We start from the raw sequence: 17068 nt of genomic DNA on the forward strand, positions 1-17068 counted from the left end.
ATGGCGGATTTACAGTTTCCATCCCTGGATCTCAAAACAGAATTCATCGAAATCAAAGGGGAACAAGTTCTGGTAGTTTCTTTTGTGGGCCAGATCACCAACACGAATGCATATGAGATCAATCGAAACATTTCGGTGATCTTTCGAGACTCTGTTTACAATATAATTTTAGATCTAACCAAGTTAGATTATATCAATAGCATTGGAGTGGCAACACTCATTGGAATCATCAAAACAGTAGAGAGTCATCACGGAAAAATTCTGATTGGGGGACTCAATCATTTTCTAGAAAACGTGATTCGGTTAATGGATTTGCCCCGTAAGGTGCAAATTTTTAATACCAAACAAGAAGCCATTACAAACTGGGAACCGTAACCGGCGGACTCAGTTCCTTTTTTTTCCAAAGTTCTTCTTCAATCAAATCCAAAAGATGAGAAAGTCCCTCGCGGGTAACAGCAGAAACTAGAAGTGCTTCGTTTTTTTCGAAGGAAGCTCGTGTTTCCTCATCCAAACCGTCTGCTTTGTTAAAAACAACCATTCTAGGAATTTCATTCAATTGTAATGAATTAAGAATTGTATCCACAGCTTCCATTTGTTCCGTATAATTAGAGTTTGTAGAATCAACCACATGCAGTAATAGATCAGCATCCCCTAGTTCCTCAAGGGTGGCCTTAAATGCTTGGGAAAGATCCGGTGGAAGATCGTGAATGAATCCCACGGTATCAGAAATAATGATTTCTCTTTCTTCTGGGAATCGAATCCTGCGGGTCGTAGGATCCAAAGTTGCAAATAATTTGTCTTCGGCAATGACAGTCGAATTGGTGAGGGCATTGAGGAGTGTTGACTTTCCGGCATTGGTATAACCAACAATACCCACAATGGGAATTTCATTTCTGGAACGAGCCTTTCGGTTGAGTTCTCTACGACGTTTGAGGTCTTTTAATTCATTTTCCAAACGAGTGATTTTTTCTTCCACACGTCTGTTTCCAATTTCTAATTTTGTTTCCCCAGGTCCTCTTCCACCAATACCACCTGTTAGGCGACTCATATTGTCATCCAGTTCAGAAAGTCGATTTTTTAAATACTTGAGTTGGGCAAGCTCTACTTGCAATTTCCCATCTCTTGATTTTGCATTTTTCGAAAAGATATCCAAAATGAGTTGGGTGCGATCGATGATTTTTAAATCGGTGGCATCCGAGATCTTTTTGGCCTGAGAAGGTGTTAATTCTAAATCAAAAATCAAATGTTCTATATCTTTATGAACGGACGTAAGAATGATCTCTTGTAGTTTGCCTTTTCCAACAACAGTTCTGGGATCGGGGTCTCTTTTTTGGACGTAGGTATCAACAACATGAATTCCTGCCGTGCGACAAAGTTCTTTGAGTTCCGCCATCGAATGTTCAGGGGAACGTTTCATTTTCCGCACATCATACACACCCACAAGAAAAGCTCGGTTTTCTTTTTGTGATTCCTTGAGGTTAGATGTTTTTTTTGTGAATTCGGATTCGAGTGCTTCCACTTGTTCCGAGTAACCATACTTCAACTGGCCTGGGTATTGTTTGGGAGAAAGGATCCAAGGTTCTTTTGCATCTAGATCTGGATTGATAAAGGCAGAAAAAAAGAATTTGGGAATTCCATCAGAACCAACGCAAGCTGCTGTAATGGAATCAAATCGGTTGAGGACAAGGTCCATCAAATCTTCTTGGTTTAACGGGTGTTCTTTGAGGTGTGTGTGAAAGAGTCTAAGCCCACGAAGCCTCGAATGAGCGACACGGTAACGGTCCAAATGGGGAATTTCGATGGAGTGATCATTCCCAACGATTAAATGGGTGACATAACCTGTTCGTTCGATGAGGAGTCCTACCTGCCTACCAATTTCCACTGAAATCTCGCCCACGAGCCTTGCGAGGTCCATGGAGATGATAGAATCCTCCCGAAGACGCCTTTCCGAGAGAGATTTTAACTTTTTTAACTGGTTTGGCTTAAGACCAGCTAGGTTGCCGCTAATTTTACTTATAGTAAGTATCCGATATTCAAAGTATGGAAGTAGGCTATCAGATGTTTCAAAAGGGTCAAGACATAATTTGGAAGAGCAGTTTATGGGTGGTCCTTGTTCTGTTGATAGGTTGTTCCAGTTCAAAACCATACCAATTAACAGATGTTTCACCAAAGTATAAAGAATACCAGGGAAGTGATTTAGATCCTCATAAAACAAAGAATGTTATCATCCCCGTCACGAATAATCGTAAATACGATGATTTTATTCAAGAAGCACATAAGACCATTGCTCTATTAGAATTTGGAGAAAATGTTGCCCTTCGTGCTGATAGCAAAAAAACGGTGGGGGAACCTGTTACCAAAGAAATGCAAGCTGCTGCATATTTGGAAGAGGACCTTCCGCAAATAGTATCCAAACTTCCTGAACTTTTGCAAACCAACCAAAATTTAATTGATAGCACTCCAAATGATTTTGATGGACCAGCCATTGGCCGAGTCAGTTATGAATTAGGTAATATTTTAGATTCCCTAAAGGAATTTAATTCCAAAGCGATTGGAATTCAAAATGCAATTCGGCATTTAAGATCTGACTCAGGAAACTACAACCAAGGAAAAGAAATAACTGAAGCAGAAACAAAACCAGTTGTGACAGATCCTTTGATTGCACCAGTAGAGGAACCGAAGAAAAAACCGGAAAAAATCATTCTCAAAAAAGAAGATACTGGTTCAAAAATTTCAATTAAAAGACTCAATCGCAAAACGAAAGTTACTGGAAAAGCTAAAGCGAACGAACAAATTAATGAACTTGTTAAAAAAGAAGAGGAAGAAGTTCTTTCTGATGAAGAAAAAAAAGACAGGGAATACACTGAACAAATTCGGAATGGACTTGTCCAAGTATTTCAATGGGAATATTACCGCAAACCACAGAAACTAGAAATGATCTTATCTTCACATCCTATCCCACGAGTTCGTTCTGCCGCCGCTCTTGCTCTTGGTCGTTTGAAAGCAGGCCGGATTAGTTTACAAAATGCTATTGATAAAGACGGATACCAAGTAAGACCTGCTGCCTACAAAGCACTGTCTGACCTTGGAGACAAAAGGTCCCTATCCTATTTTATCGCAGGAACCAAAGCAGAAGATCCGGAAGTGATTGCTGTGAGTTATGAGGGTCTCGGAAAAACAAAAGACCCTGCTGGAAGGGAAATGATTCTCACGACTGGCCTTGCATCCGAATTTGTTGTGATTGTTTCGGGTGCTCTCCGAGGACTCGCCTATCATAAATTAGATGCTGATGTAGAAGTGTTCGATAAATTTCTTAAGTCAAATGACCAAGAAATCAAAGAGGCTGCATTGGAAGCACTTGCAATTCACGGTAGCCGAGAAAGCTTAAGGATTTTGGAACGAGTTGTAGTAGAAGAGCCAAGTCTTGCACTGATGGCTGTAGACGAAATTAGCAAAAATCCATCCCTCTCCGCCACTTTTGCTCTCATTCGGTTGAATGAATCCCAAACCGATGAAAAATTAAACAAACGAATTGGGGAATCATTACTTCGCCGCAAAGCTTTTGGTAAATATGCTATCATCTTAGTCCAAGATGATTATCTAAGAGCAGAACCAAACGAACGATCAAGACCAGTGTCTTACATTAAAAATAAAGAGATTGGTCTGATTCTGTCTGAAACAAAAAAGGAATTTGCAGTTCGAATTGGAGAAGATATTCTAACTGATAAATACATCCAAGTGAAGATGGAATCCACTCTTCCGGGAGCTCGGGGAGCATTTGTTAATGGTTGGGTTTTTTATCCGAAACTAGATATCATAGAGGTGAAACAGTTAGGAAGCGATGGAAACTCCGGGAAATATTCCAACTTGAAAAAAGGAAAACATAATAACCTATTTAATCCGATTGAAGAGATTAAAGTTCCTAGAAAGGATTAGATTTTCCTTTGGAAAGAACGGTGGGAACCCATTCCACCGTTCCTTTTTTGAGTGGGACTTTGGGGATCATCCAATGAAGCCCACAAAACCAGGGTAAAAACAAAGAAGAAAACGACATCACACCAAAAACATCAAAACCAGTAGAAGCAATCACAAGTATTCCCTTATAACCGGATTTGTAAATTTGTCGCATCATCCAGAGTCCAGATGTTTGCGTTTCCATAGTCACGTCAGAAACAATCATATCGTAATTTGGATTTTTGGAAAAAAGTGCGAATCCTTCCTTTGCATCTATTGCACGATCAGACGGAATGTTTTTTGAGTCAAAATACGATTTTAGATTATTCGCATAACGATCATTATCATCAACGATTAAAACTTTTTTCATATTTGGATCTCCGCTTCCGCAAATTGACTATCATATAATTTTTTATAAATTCCGTTTTGAGAAAGTAAGGAATCATGATCCCCTTGTTCCTTGATTTCGCCTTCTTCAATCACGACAATATTTTTCACACGGCGCACTGTAGAAAGGCGGTGGGCAATGATGAAGGTGGTTCTATTTTTAAAGAGTCGTTCCAAAGCACGACTGACGAGTCTTTCGGATTCCGCATCCAAAGCACTTGTTGCTTCGTCTAAAATCATAATTTCTGCATTCCGTAACAAAGCACGAGCAATCACCAAACGTTGCCTTTGTCCCCCACTTAAGTCAAGCCCACGAACTCCAATGACGGTATCATAACCATTTTCCATATTTGTGATGAAGTCGTGAGCATTGGCAAGACGAGCCGCACGAACCACTTCTTTACGTGTTGCCGCCCCCGTCCCATAAGCAATGTTATCTGCAATCGTTCCGTGAAAGAGAAAAATTTCCTGAGTGACAATTCCAATTTTTCTACGTAGAGAGTTGAGGGAAAAATTACGAATGTCAGTTCCATCAATGCGGATTTTTCCTGCAGTAGGATCAAAGAACCGTGGAATTAAATCCATAAGTGTGGATTTACCAGATCCGCTGGTTCCAACAAATGCATAGGTTTCACCCAATTTGATATCCAAGTTGATACCTTTTAATACTTCTTGGTTTGTTCCTGGATACGAAAAATGAATGTCATCAAACTGTATTCCCTTCTCTATTTTTTCGAGTACAGTCTCATCCCCATGTTCAACAACTTCTGGATCACGATCGATGATTTCAAAAATTCGTTTCCCGGCAGAATTGGCTTGGGTGATTTTTCCCACCATTTGAGATAGTTGGGTGAGAGGCCGAAGTAAAAATAACAAGGTAAGGAGGAAGGCCATAAACTCACCTTGCGTAAACTTACCTGAATAAATGAATTTTGCACCCATAGCGAAATAACCAAGCACAACAATGGAAGATGTTAACTCCACAAGACTTGGTGCCATTTGTAAGTAAAACTGCCCCTTGAAAGTCCTACGGTAAACCTTGTAGTTGATGTTATCAAATTTTTTAAGATCTTGTTTCTCTTGGCGAAAGGTACGAATGACCTTGATCCCTGAAATAAATTCTTGGATATGACTATTGAGATCTGCTAGTTTTTCTTGGAACCTTGCTGTAGATGAAGAAATTTTTCGTGTAAATAATGTTACGGGCAGAATCACAACGGGGATTGTGAGACAAGCAAGGAGTAATAATTCTGAATTTAAATAAATCAGAATCATTAAATGAGTCACAACGTAAAAGAAATTAATGACCGCATCACGTAAGTTACTCGAAATGACTGCGGCCACAATTTCAGCATCGTTGATGACCCGACTCATGATGAGTCCAGTTTTTTCCTTATAAAAATAAGTCAGAGGTAACCTTTGGACTTTTTGAAATAGTTCCTGTCGGATATCTCGAACAGCCTTATACCCAGCAGTTGCGATACAAAAAACAGATAGGAGATATGTACCAAGTTTTAAAAGATAAAGTGGGAAAACTGCGATACAGACTGCCCAGACTACTTCCTTCGGCTCCATATCTTCTGTGAATTGGTTGATTTGAAGTTTCGCGGAGATGATCAGACGTTTGATCCGCTCCAATCCATCCAAACTATCAGTCCCCAAAAGAACCTCTTGGACTAAAATTGTTTTTTCAGGTAGAGTTAAATCTAAGTGAAACCTATTGTTTTTGTCTCCACCTAACGAATCAAATAAAGGTATGAGTGCAGTTAAAGAAATACCATTTAAAACAGCTGTCAAAAGGGCAAATACCAAACCCAATACAAATCGTTCTCGGTAATGCACAGAATAGGACAAAAGTCTAAAAAAATATTTCATGTGATGGCTTCCTCATAGAAGTTACGAAGCAAGGTTTCCCCATGTTCGGTGAGGATGGATTCCGGATGAAACTGAACCCCAAAGACCTTATTCCATTTTCTGTGACGAATTCCCATTATGACTCCATCCTTTGTTTCGGCTGTCACTTCCAATTCACTTGGCAATGAAACTTTCGAAACAGCCCATGAGTGGTACCGGTTGGCCCAAAATCCATTAGGAATGTTCTTAAATACACCCTGGCCATTGTGAATAATCTCTGAAGGGCGTCCATGGAATATGTCTCTCGTTTGCTCTAGTTTGGCACCGCTTACTTCTGCCAATGCTTGGTGTCCTAAACAAATACCAAGAACAGGTAAGGATTTATAGATGGATTGTAAATGGAGAAGAAGTTTTCCAGAAGTTTTGGGAAGCCCGGGGCCAGGCGATAAAACGACTGCCTTGTATTTTTCATACAAATCTGCCGGCAAATCTTCATCATGGCGCATTACAGTTGTCGGTGTGATTTGATTCAGGTATTGGTACAGAATATAAGTGAATGAGTCGTAGTTGTCGATGAGAAGAAACATACTAGGAGAGAACAAGTGGAATTGGAAACCAACCCACTCGTTCTAAATCCAATTTTTTATGCGTTAGGAGTTTCGATCCCAACTCCGTCATTAAGAAATTTAGAAATGATCACACGTTGGATCTGTGAAGTTCCTTCGTAGATTTGGAAAATCTTCGCATCACGCATTAATTTTTCCACTGGGTATTCTTCGTTGAATCCATAACCACCAAAGATTTGCACTGCATCTGTTGTGACACGCATTGCCATATCAGCACAAAATACTTTTGCAATAGAAGCTTGGTATGTATTTCTAAATCCGTTATCAATAAGCCAAGCCGATTGCCAACAAAGAAGTCTTCCTGCTTCAATGTCACGAGCCATCTCAGCAATCATAAAACTCACACCTTGGTTGACAGAAATTGGTTTTCCGAACGCATTACGTGTGTTTGCATATCGAATGGAATGATCAAGTGCTGCGCGAGCCACACCCACAGCTCCAATTGCCACTGCAGGGCGGGTCTTATCAAAAGCACCCATCGCAATTTTGAATCCTTCACCCTCTTTTCCAATCATGTTTTCTTTTGGAACTTTTACGTCTTCAAAAGTGACTCCACGAGTGTCAGAACAACGTTGCCCCATATTTTTTTCTTTTTTACCAACGATGATTCCTGGAGTTTTTGCATCTACGATGAATCCAGTCATCCCTTTATGACCTGCATTTGGATCTGTTTTTGCTAATACAAAAAACCAGTCTGCATGACCTGCGTTAGTGATCCACATTTTAGATCCATTGATTATGTATTCATCACCCACTCTTTTTGCTGTGGTTCGAATCCCAGCTACGTCCGATCCGGCACCAGGCTCGGTTACTGCATACGCTGCGAGAGTAAATGTCTCAGACATTGGTTGGATGAATTTTTTCATGACATAGTCATCAGCACCAAGTAAAACAGGTGCTAATGCGAGATTGTTTGCTAGGATGGCAGTCGCCATTCCCGAACATCCGTAAAATAACTCTTCTGAGGCGATGAGTTCGTCTAAAACACCAAGACCAGCCCCACCGTATTCCGCAGGGATGTGCATGTTCATAAGGCCTACGTCAAAAGCTTTCTTTAAAATTTCTTTCGGATATTCACCGGTATGGTCATGGTGTTCCGCTTTGGGAATCATTTCATTTTTGGCGAAATCTCTTGCTAAATCGCGGAGGGCTTTTTGTTCATCGGTGATGGAAAAATCAATCATGGTGTGCCTTATAGATGTTTTTTTACAGTACTTTGGAATTTTCTCTCTGAGTCAAGAAACTAGGGCGACTTAAATCTGTTGAAAAATCTTTTGAATCCAAAATCCTAGCCATGGGAGAAAACAATGTCAGGACACTCGAAATGGGCGACGATTCGAAGAAAAAAAGGGGCCATTGACGCGAAAAGAGGGGCCATCTTTACAAGGATTGCCAAAGAAATTTCCGTAGCCGCCAAAGAAGGTGGCGGAGACCAAGAAGGGAATCCAAGACTTCGCCTAGCGGTTACAAAAGCGAAAGCTGCCAACATGCCAAAAGACAATATTGAACGGGCCATTAAAAAGGGAACGGGCGGTTTAGAAGGTATGGTGTATGAAGAGTGTCTGTACGAATGTTACGCACTTGGCGGGGTAGCCATTATGGTGGATGTCCTCACTGATAAAAAATCCCGTACGACTCCCGAAATTAAAAGCATTCTAACCAAACTTGGCGGTTCCCTTGCCAACGCAGGTGCGGTATCTCGCCTATTTGAACGCAAAGGACAAATTACACTTAAGGCGGATCAAATTTCTGAAGAAGCTCTCTTTGATTTAGCGCTTGGTGCCGGTGCCGAAGACATCCAAGTCAATGATGGAATGTATACGGTAATCACGGCTCCTGCTGAATACGAAGCGGTCCAATCAGCACTCTCCACCAAAGGTCTGAATATGGAAGAGTCCGAAATTAAATACATTCCCATGACCACTGTAGAAGTGAACGACAAAGAAACAGCAGAAAAGGTGATGAAGTTAATTGATAACTTAGAAGCCAATGACGACGTCCAAGTTGTGAGTTCTAACTTTGAGTTAGGTGATGGTGTAGAACTCGATTAAACAACCGGTGATTTGAGTTGATTCTGACATGATGCAGTGAAAGCAAAATGATAGGACGATTTATGTCGCCCTGTCATTTCTGAATTTTGAAGGGATCCATCTTGCAATGGAATCTCTCCGTTTGGTTTATCTTTTTTTGATCATCCCTGCAATGAAGATGAGTAAAATTGCTCCCACCACTGCCACGATTAGTTCTGCAATCAGGTTATTTGTACTAAAACCAAAAAACCGAAATACGATCCCGCCTAAAAAGGAACCCACAACTCCGATTACCAAATTGGCAATGAGTCCAAACCCTTTCCCACGCAAAATACGACCAGCAAGCCAACCTGCTACAAGACCAATCAGTAAAAACCAAATAAAACTAAACATAAGTTACTATCCTTGTTGCCTTTTCTTTTGAATTCTCATAAAATTACAAGAAGTCGTTTGAGAATCAAATCATATACGCAGGCTACATTTGAAAAATCAACTTTTAACAGGTCCCTATTATTTTGGTATGAAGGACTTGGATGTGTTCAAAAAACATTTCATCCAAGAGAACCAAGGGAAACCTCTTTTCCTCATTCGCTTTGAAAACATCACAGGCATTGAACTCACTGATTTTTTGGATCTACTTCGAACCGATTTTTATTCCTGTTTGGATTTAGAAGACATTAGTTTTGGATTTCATTACATAGAAAAACAAAATATATTAATTATGGGAATTTCTCCACTTTTCGAATGGGATATTGAACGATTTCCTAATATCGAAAATTCTGTCGGAAAATTCCAACAACAATGTTTACAAAACAAAATTCTATCATTTCATTTTGGAGTCTCAAGGACCCAATCTAACTTTATCTCTGATAGTGATGAAATTTATAATGAACTTTATAAATCCTCGGAAAAAAATCTAAACGATAACTTAGTTCGTTGGAGTTGGACTTATTACAACAAAGCCAATACTTATATTTCTGGATCAGTTCATGAAGCCATGATCCAACCCACAGTCATTTTTAATCCAAAAGATAAAACTTATGCAGTGAAAGGAGGCGAAGTTTTTCTTGGTGGTGGGGCCTATATTGGTTACAAAGATCTGATCAATGACATTCCTTCCGACCAAGATTTAAATCGTATTGAGCTTTTGATTTTAGAAAAGTTGATCATCGCTTGCGAGGGAGCTCCGGGTTTATTAAAATTCAATATTTCTCCACAATCTTTAATCGATACTTTTTCCAACATGGATCGAGTGAATCGACTCAAACGACTCATTCAAAACAAAGACTTACTTCCTGAAAATATCCGATTTGAACTTGTAGAAAAACCATATGATGATTCCCACTTTCCACTAAAAGATGTATGCCATGCTTTTTATTCTCATGGAATGAGCTTTGCTGCGGACGATTTTGGGGTAAAAAGTCAGTCCCATCAAATTGTTTTAGATCTTGGAATTATGATCAAAGAATTCAAATTAGATCCCATTAGTTTTAAATTTAAAATGGAAGAAGACCAAATTAAGTTTTTGGACAACTTGGCATTTATCGATTATTGCAAACGACTTGCGGATAACAGGGAAGCCGTGATTACTGCAGAGGCCGTGGAGGATTATGATACTTTGCGATTTCTTATGGAACACCAAATCTATCAGTTTCAAGCAAATATTTTGTTTGGAAAAATGACTGTCTCTGATTATAAAAGAGATTTTGAAATTCTGCACTCGATTCACGAAGATGTTGTGAAAGAAGTATTGACAGATAAAATTTTGTCAGAAAAACAAAAGAAAGTCGGGAATTTGTTTCGAGTTGCATCAGAAGAAGGTTTAATTTAAAAATTATTTATGCATTTCATTATGGCCATTGAAAACGATCCAAATTCAGCTCAGGATTTGGAAAACATCTTCCTTGGTTTACGCCAACGAGTTGTCATAACAAAATTTTCGCAAACAGTCCAAGAATATGTGAAATCCTCTAACCCTGATATTATATTAATGGGTTTGTCTTTTAAGGACAAAAAAGAATTAGAATTTGTTTTAGAACTTCGTCGAGATGTAATCACACATAACATTCCAATTTTGGCGATGATTCCTAAAGAAGATACCAACTTTATTACAAATCATAAAGCTCTTGGTTTTACAGATTATATGGTAAAACCATTAATCAAACAACCTCTTCTAGATCGTATTCATTCGCATGTTGAAGAATATAAATTCAGCGAATCTTCCAAAACAAGAGACAATATGTCATTTGTTGTTGTGGATCGGGGACATGGAAGAGTTTTGTTTCAATGTCGTGCTAATCTCAAACGTTACGTATTCCCAGAATTTAAAAAGATTTTTACACCAAATTTTTTGAAATCGATTCATGCAGAACGTATTTGTTTCGATGTTCGCGTGGTTCCTGAACTAGGTAAAGAGGAAGTAGATGTTTTTGAACGTGTGATGAAACTTTTTTCAAATCACGAAAAAGTTGTTTTTATTGCCGGTCGTCACATGGGAGCTTTCATTGAACATGCGTCAGATGATGAAAAAATGTTAGTTTTTATGGCTCCAAACGAATTCGATGAATACGTTAAGATGGAAGAACAGAAAAAAGAGGAACAAAGAAAAAAAGAGAAAAAGGATAAATTTACCAAAGAGAGTGGTAAAGAAAATCCACCACCACCTCCAACCTCTTTAGGTGATGTAAAAATCGAAATACCAATAGGTGGAGCAACAATCCCTGTTGACTCTGAAGAACCAAGCAGTTCAGAATCACTAACGGAAACTCCACCTAATTCTGATTTGCCTGAAAAACCTACACAGTTATAAATTTTAAAATCAACAAATAAAAGAAGTAACCAATGAACTACAAACGAGAAGTCATCGATATTCCCAATGGCAAAGGCGAAATCATTCGCTTTCAAATGAACGACCAAAATTCACTTACTGGTCAAAACATGAGAGATCTCGGTGAAATTTTAAATGAAATCAAAGCCGATAATTCCAAACGAGGAGTGATTTTAACCACTGACAACCCTAAGTTTTTTTGTAATGGACTCGATGCAGAAAATCTACTTTCTACCAGTAGAGACAAACTAATTGATGAAGTCGGTGGCATTGTTATCTTATTCGGTGAGTTAGTTAAATTTGATAAACCACTCATTACCGAAGTCACCGGCCATGCGATGGGTGGTGGTGCCGTCATCACTGTTGCTTCTGATTTCAAATATATGTTGGATGGAAAAGGAAGGATTGGTTTTACAGAAGTAAACGTTGGACTTCCACTACCCGGAAGTTTTATTGATCGTATTAAAATGTGTGTAGATCCTAAATATTGGGCGGAAGTATGTTTGGAAGGAACTACTTACAAAGGTGCAGAGGCAAAAAAAATTGGACTCATTGATGAAATTGCACCGACCCCAGAAGAGATTCGTAAAATTGCTTTAAAGAAACTTGAAACGCTTTCAAAAGTTCCGCAAGCAGCTTACCGGGCGACTAAGAATACTTTGAATGGAGCACTGATAACACACTTAGAGCAATATAAAAAGGACACAATCAAATCCTTTGAACAACCTGGTGTTGTTGATAATTTACTTGAAGCAATGACAGCTCTTAAAGAAAAACGGAGACCCGTTTTTAAATAAAATTTCTGAGAACGAGGGGAAATTCAGAAACACCCCTCGATTCTTATAAGTCTTTTCACCATAAGAGCCGAAAATTATAGTGAAATCTGATGTTGCGTTCTTTCGTATTAGTACTCATAGCTTGTTTTTTCCCTCTCTCTGCAATATCTATCTCTGATTTCCCACCTGGGTTTACATTAAAAAATCCTTATCTCTGGCCAGTCAAAGGATATGATTCCATAACCGGCACCTTTGGCGAATTTAGAACGGGCCATTTTCATATGGGGCAAGACTTTTCTACAGGCGGAAAAATTGGAGTTCCTATCTTAGCTGTGGCAAAAGGTAAAGTCACTCGGGTCCAAAGGCGATGGACTAGCATTGGTTATGCTCTATTTTTACAACATGACGATGGAATGACTTCTCGTTACGGGCATTTACACAAATTTTCTCAGAAGATTATAAAACAGATTTTAAAATCAAAACAAGCAAAACGCTATAAAGACAGAACTGATTTTGATATTGCCCTTCCAGAAGCAGTGGAAGTTGAAGCAGGAGAAACCATTGCATTTTCTGGTGATACGGGAGTTGGTCCACCACACCTTCACTTTGAACTTTTTAAAGACAATGTCTATTATAATCCTGTGCACTATGGTCTGGGATATAATGTGGCGGAACCAATCGTCTTCAATGCTCTACGGATTACACCACAAACTCCTCGAACTTTCATCAATGGCCGAAATGAAACTGTAGAAATTCCTTTTTATGAGGCCAGTGGCAATAGATTCGAATTATCAGAGTCACCTACACTTTTCATCCAAGGGAAAGTTGGGATTCAAATAGCAATCCATCAAAAATCAAATAGCAATCGTCTTGGAATTTTTACCTTAGATATGTTAATTGGTGAAAACGTTTTACAGGGATTTCAATTATCAAAAATATTAAAAGAACATACAAGAAAGAATGTATTGTTATATGATAGCTCAGTAAGTAAACCTAATGGAAATCCATTTTCATATTATTTACATACAAGAGACGGAAACGACCTGCTTGGAATGCGAAGCAATGGAAGAGAACAGGGTCTCCTTGATAGCGAACAAATGCGAATGGGAGAACCAAAGGAGATTACAATTCGGGCAACTGGCATGGGAGGCCAGATGTCTTTTGCTTCTTTTTATATTCTAAAAGACCAGGGTGATTATAGTCATATTGTCACTAAAGAATGGAAATACAATGTATACTACGATCGTTATACAACTTTCAAATCAAAAGATACAAAAGTAGAATTGTTTTTTCCCGTGAATGCAGTATACTCAAAAGCATTTTTCGAAATTGAAGCGCAGGAACAAATTCAAATCAACACAAAAGGTCTGAATCAACTATCGAGTGTATATAAAATTGGTCCTGATTTTAAAGATTTTAATTTAGGTTATGATCTTTACGTAAAGGTTCCTAAAACAAAAGACATCAACTCAGCAGACTTATATGAAGTATTGGCTGATGGAAATGTAAAAAAAATTAACGGTTCTTCTTTTAGTTCTTGGGGTCAGTTTTTTAAAGTAAGATTACGCAAAACAGGAATGTTCGTTGTTCTTTCAGACCAAACTCCACCAAATATTTATTTGCATGAGTTGATGAATAAAACTGTTTACCCAAGGGAAGATTTTGCTTTGTATCTAAAAGCTGTGGATGTTGGATCGGGAATTATGCCAGATGGATTTGACATCACAGTGGATGGAATTCCCGGCAAAGCTGAGTTTTTTCCGAAAGACGGCCGATTGGAAATCTTTGAACCAGAGATTTTATACGAACCAGGAAAACATACGGTGCTTGCAAGTGTTAGAGACTTTGCTGGGAACTGGAGTTCTACAGTGCGGTATGATTATGAGATTCAAACGCCACCAGTTCCAGAAGAAAAGAAAAAACCAACCACAGATCCACTTTTGATTGAAACTTCAAAAGAGAAAAAATCTACAAAAGAGTCAAAACCAAAACAATCTTCGCCTAAGGTGCAAAAGGTGGCAAAACCAATCACGGTCGCACCTAAGGCAAAGGATAAAAAGTCTACATCCCGATAGCAGCACCACCGTCAACTCGGAGGTATGTTCCAGTGATGTAAGATGCATCATTACTTAAGAAAAACTTCACAGCAGATGCGATCTCTTCCTGTTTTCCAGGACGTTTAAGAGGGATCACAGCTGGATCTGTTAACTTTTCTTGAACTTCTTTGGAAAGAGTTCCAGTCATTTCAGTTTGCACATAACCTGGGCATACAGCATTTACAAGTACGTTCCTTCCAGAGAATTCACGTGCAGATACTTTTGTAAGTGCAATCACACCCGCTTTTGAAGTGGAGTAGTTTGCTTGGCCAGGTTGGCCAGTTAATCCAGAAACAGAAGAAATATTGACAATTCTTCCAGAATCAGACTTGAGGATGAGTTTACTAGCTGACTTAGTCATCAGAAAAACACCCTTACAGTTAACATCCATTACAAAGTCATATTCTTGTTCAGACATACGAATTAGCAGATTGTCTTTTAAAACTCCAGCGTTGTTTACAAGAAAATCTAATTTTCCAAAAGCTTCTTTTGTTTTGCTGATGGCGGCATCACAATCTTCTGGTTTTGTTACGTTACAAGCAACTCCAATTGCTTTCACACCAAATTTAGCTTCTACTTCTCTTGCAGCTTCTTCAATTTTTTCCTGATTCAAATCAACAAGCACCAAACTTGCACCATGCGATGCGATTCGATTTGCGATTGCTCTTCCCAAACCAATGGGAGAGGCAGCTCCCGTTACCAGTGCTACTTTTCCTTCGAATTCTTTGGACATATGCCCCCCTAGGATTTATTACTAGATTCTAAACTTGAATTTCGAACATCGTTCGGCAATCGTAAAATTCCCAGTTGAAAGAGAAGTTTCTAATGAAAGACTGCCCTTATGATCGATCGTTACAGCCATCCAGAGATTTCTGCCATCTGGGAATTAGAGAACAAATTTAAAATTTGGACAGATATTGAAATTTATGCCTGCGAAGCCCGTGCCAACCGAGGTGAGGTTCCCAAAGAAGACCTAGAAACCATCAAACAAAAGGCAAAGTTCAATGTAGATGAAATTCTAGAAATAGAATCGAAGGTACACCATGACGTCATCGCCTATTTGACAAACCTAAACTCTTATATAGGACCAGCAGGCCGACATGTTCACTTTGGATTAACTTCTAGTGACGTTGGTGATACAGCACTTTGTGTACAAATGGTCCAAGCGATGGACCTTCTCATCCAAAGAACCGAAACCCTTTTAGAAACGACTAAACAAAAAGCAAAAGAGTACAAAGACCTTCCTTGTATCGGGAGATCTCACGGTATCCATGCAGAACCAATGACACTTGGTCTTAAGTTTGCACTTTTCTATGCAGAGATGACTCGAAACTTAGAGCGAATGAAAGACGCCCGCTCACAAGTTGCTGTAGGCAAACTGTCGGGAGCCGTCGGAACTTATTCCAATATTGATTTAAAAATTGAAGAATATGTTTTAACCAAACTTGGATTAACTGTGGATCCGATTGCGACACAAGTGATTTCTCGCGATCGTCACGCTTTCTATATGTCAGTACTCGGTGTGGTTGCAGCCAGTTTGGATCGAATGGCAACTGAGATCCGTCTCTTACAAAAAACCGAAGGCCGTGAAGTAGAAGAACCATTTGCCAAAGGCCAAAAAGGATCCTCGGCAATGCCTCACAAAAGAAATCCTGTCGTATGCGAACGAATTTCTGGGATTTCACGAGTGATTCGTTCTAATGTAAACGTTGGATTACAAAACGTCGGACTCTGGCATGAGAGAGACATATCTCATTCATCTGCCGAACGAATTGTCCTTCCAGATTCCACAATCGCACTCGATTATATTTTAGAAAAAATGAACTTTGTGTTAAAGGGACTTCATGTATACCCAGATGCCACCGAACGTACATTAAATGTAACGCGTGGACTAATCTTTTCGCAAAAAGTTTTGTTATGGTTAATTGAAAAAGGTGGAATCACTCGTGAAGATGCCTACCTAATCGTTCAGGAAAATGCAATGGCGGTATGGGCGGACCAATCTAAAAATCTTCGTGACCTTTTGAAACAAGATCCAAGATGTTCGGCCATCCTCAAAGAAAGTGACCTGGATGAAATTTTCCAAATCAAACCTTATTTGGAACGAATCCCACTGATCTTCAAACGATTGGGGATTATTGATTAGAGTTCTAAATTTTTGAGTTCGCTAATACTTTTGTTCACAAAGAACTAGTAACGAACTATCAACCCATTTACATGAAAACCTATAGTTCAATTTACTTTGATCTATAGGTTTTTTTTAAACTCATCTATAATTTAGATTTTGGATTTTATGATTTCAAAGGAGAGTAAGTTGGTAGCTGAGTAATAAACGCATTACATATAGTCGTTACTATTGTATGTATAAATGTTAAACGGGTCGTTTATTGGTCTCCTGGTGGGCAATAAACGTAATGCAATCAACCGCGCAGTCTTTACGAATATACGCTAAAGTTCGCTGGTATCGCCTCATAGGTGTTGGTTAAACGAGATGCGCATATAGCGTTCAAACCCATCT

Annotated in this window: 15 protein-coding genes; 8 read left to right on the forward strand and 7 right to left on the reverse strand. The window is 39.0% G+C overall.

All coding sequences use genetic code 11. The features are described from left to right. Complete coding sequence (locus CLV96_RS10710; protein WP_004787295.1) at positions 1-375, forward strand: STAS domain-containing protein; 375 nt, start codon at positions 1-3, stop codon at positions 373-375. On the opposite strand, the gene hflX is transcribed toward CLV96_RS10710, so the two are convergent. Then, positions 356-1915: a GTPase HflX gene (hflX, locus tag CLV96_RS10715; RefSeq protein WP_004785442.1), complete on the reverse strand. Its 1560-nt coding sequence runs from the start codon at positions 1913-1915 to the stop codon at positions 356-358. The two genes, CLV96_RS10710 and hflX, sit on opposite strands and share 20 nt — an antisense overlap. 143 nt (positions 1916-2058) lie before the next feature. On the opposite strand from hflX, the gene CLV96_RS10720 reads away from it, so the two are divergent. Continuing rightward, the gene (locus CLV96_RS10720; RefSeq protein WP_208325390.1) at positions 2059-3936 is read left to right on the forward strand and encodes a HEAT repeat domain-containing protein; all 1878 of its coding nucleotides are present in this window, start codon (positions 2059-2061) and stop codon (positions 3934-3936) included. Here the strand turns inward: CLV96_RS10720 and CLV96_RS10725 are convergent. From CLV96_RS10725 to CLV96_RS10740, 4 genes are read right to left on the reverse strand one after another with little or no spacing between them, the layout of a single operon-like run. Further along, positions 3923-4324, reverse strand: coding sequence for a response regulator (locus CLV96_RS10725; protein ID WP_004784576.1), 402 nt, complete (start codon positions 4322-4324; stop codon positions 3923-3925). The two genes, CLV96_RS10720 and CLV96_RS10725, sit on opposite strands and share 14 nt — an antisense overlap. After that, positions 4321-6216 carry an ABC transporter ATP-binding protein gene (locus CLV96_RS10730; protein WP_004786686.1) on the reverse strand — a complete coding sequence of 632 codons (1896 nt, stop codon included), beginning with the start codon at positions 6214-6216 and terminating at the stop codon, positions 4321-4323. Before CLV96_RS10730 ends, CLV96_RS10725 begins: the two co-directional genes overlap by 4 nt. Beyond that, complete coding sequence (locus CLV96_RS10735; protein WP_004785013.1) at positions 6213-6782, reverse strand: anthranilate synthase component II; 570 nt, start codon at positions 6780-6782, stop codon at positions 6213-6215. The genes CLV96_RS10730 and CLV96_RS10735 overlap by 4 nt, the downstream gene beginning before the upstream one ends. Before the next feature lie 56 nt (positions 6783-6838). Continuing rightward, positions 6839-8005, reverse strand: coding sequence for an acyl-CoA dehydrogenase family protein (locus CLV96_RS10740; RefSeq protein WP_020776438.1), 1167 nt, complete (start codon positions 8003-8005; stop codon positions 6839-6841). 123 nt (positions 8006-8128) lie between these two features. On the opposite strand from CLV96_RS10740, the gene CLV96_RS10745 reads away from it, so the two are divergent. Further along, complete coding sequence (locus CLV96_RS10745; RefSeq protein WP_004785378.1) at positions 8129-8872, forward strand: YebC/PmpR family DNA-binding transcriptional regulator; 744 nt, start codon at positions 8129-8131, stop codon at positions 8870-8872. 126 nt (positions 8873-8998) lie between these two features. Here the strand turns inward: CLV96_RS10745 and CLV96_RS10750 are convergent, their stop codons facing one another. Then, positions 8999-9244, reverse strand: coding sequence for a GlsB/YeaQ/YmgE family stress response membrane protein (locus tag CLV96_RS10750; RefSeq protein ID WP_004785413.1), 246 nt, complete (start codon positions 9242-9244; stop codon positions 8999-9001). A 127-nt stretch (positions 9245-9371) separates the two neighbouring features. Between CLV96_RS10750 and CLV96_RS10755 the strand changes: the two genes are divergently transcribed. The 4 genes from CLV96_RS10755 to CLV96_RS10770 all read left to right on the forward strand — a co-directional run bounded on the left by CLV96_RS10755 (position 9372) and on the right by CLV96_RS10770 (position 14529). Then, positions 9372-10682 carry an EAL domain-containing protein gene (locus CLV96_RS10755; RefSeq protein WP_196795739.1) on the forward strand — a complete coding sequence of 437 codons (1311 nt, stop codon included), beginning with the start codon at positions 9372-9374 and terminating at the stop codon, positions 10680-10682. Positions 10683-10691: 9 nt separating this feature from the next. Further along, positions 10692-11660, forward strand: coding sequence for a response regulator (locus tag CLV96_RS10760; protein ID WP_243836463.1), 969 nt, complete (start codon positions 10692-10694; stop codon positions 11658-11660). Positions 11661-11692: 32 nt separating this feature from the next. After that, the gene (locus tag CLV96_RS10765; RefSeq protein WP_004787725.1) at positions 11693-12475 is read left to right on the forward strand and encodes an enoyl-CoA hydratase/isomerase family protein; all 783 of its coding nucleotides are present in this window, start codon (positions 11693-11695) and stop codon (positions 12473-12475) included. An 89-nt stretch (positions 12476-12564) separates the two neighbouring features. Continuing rightward, positions 12565-14529, forward strand: a complete 1965-nt coding sequence (locus CLV96_RS10770) for a M23 family metallopeptidase (protein ID WP_004784325.1) — start codon at positions 12565-12567, stop codon at positions 14527-14529. Here the strand turns inward: CLV96_RS10770 and CLV96_RS10775 are convergent. Next, positions 14516-15283 carry a glucose 1-dehydrogenase gene (locus CLV96_RS10775; RefSeq protein ID WP_004786786.1) on the reverse strand — a complete coding sequence of 256 codons (768 nt, stop codon included), beginning with the start codon at positions 15281-15283 and terminating at the stop codon, positions 14516-14518. The genes CLV96_RS10770 and CLV96_RS10775 overlap by 14 nt on opposite strands. Before the next feature lie 108 nt (positions 15284-15391). Between CLV96_RS10775 and purB the strand changes: the two genes are divergently transcribed. Then, positions 15392-16696 carry an adenylosuccinate lyase gene (gene purB / locus CLV96_RS10780; protein WP_004787068.1) on the forward strand — a complete coding sequence of 435 codons (1305 nt, stop codon included), beginning with the start codon at positions 15392-15394 and terminating at the stop codon, positions 16694-16696. Positions 16697-17068 lie beyond the last annotated feature (372 nt).

The sequence above is a fragment of the Leptospira meyeri genome (genome assembly GCF_004368965.1).
Taxonomy (GTDB): domain Bacteria; phylum Spirochaetota; class Leptospiria; order Leptospirales; family Leptospiraceae; genus Leptospira_A; species Leptospira_A meyeri.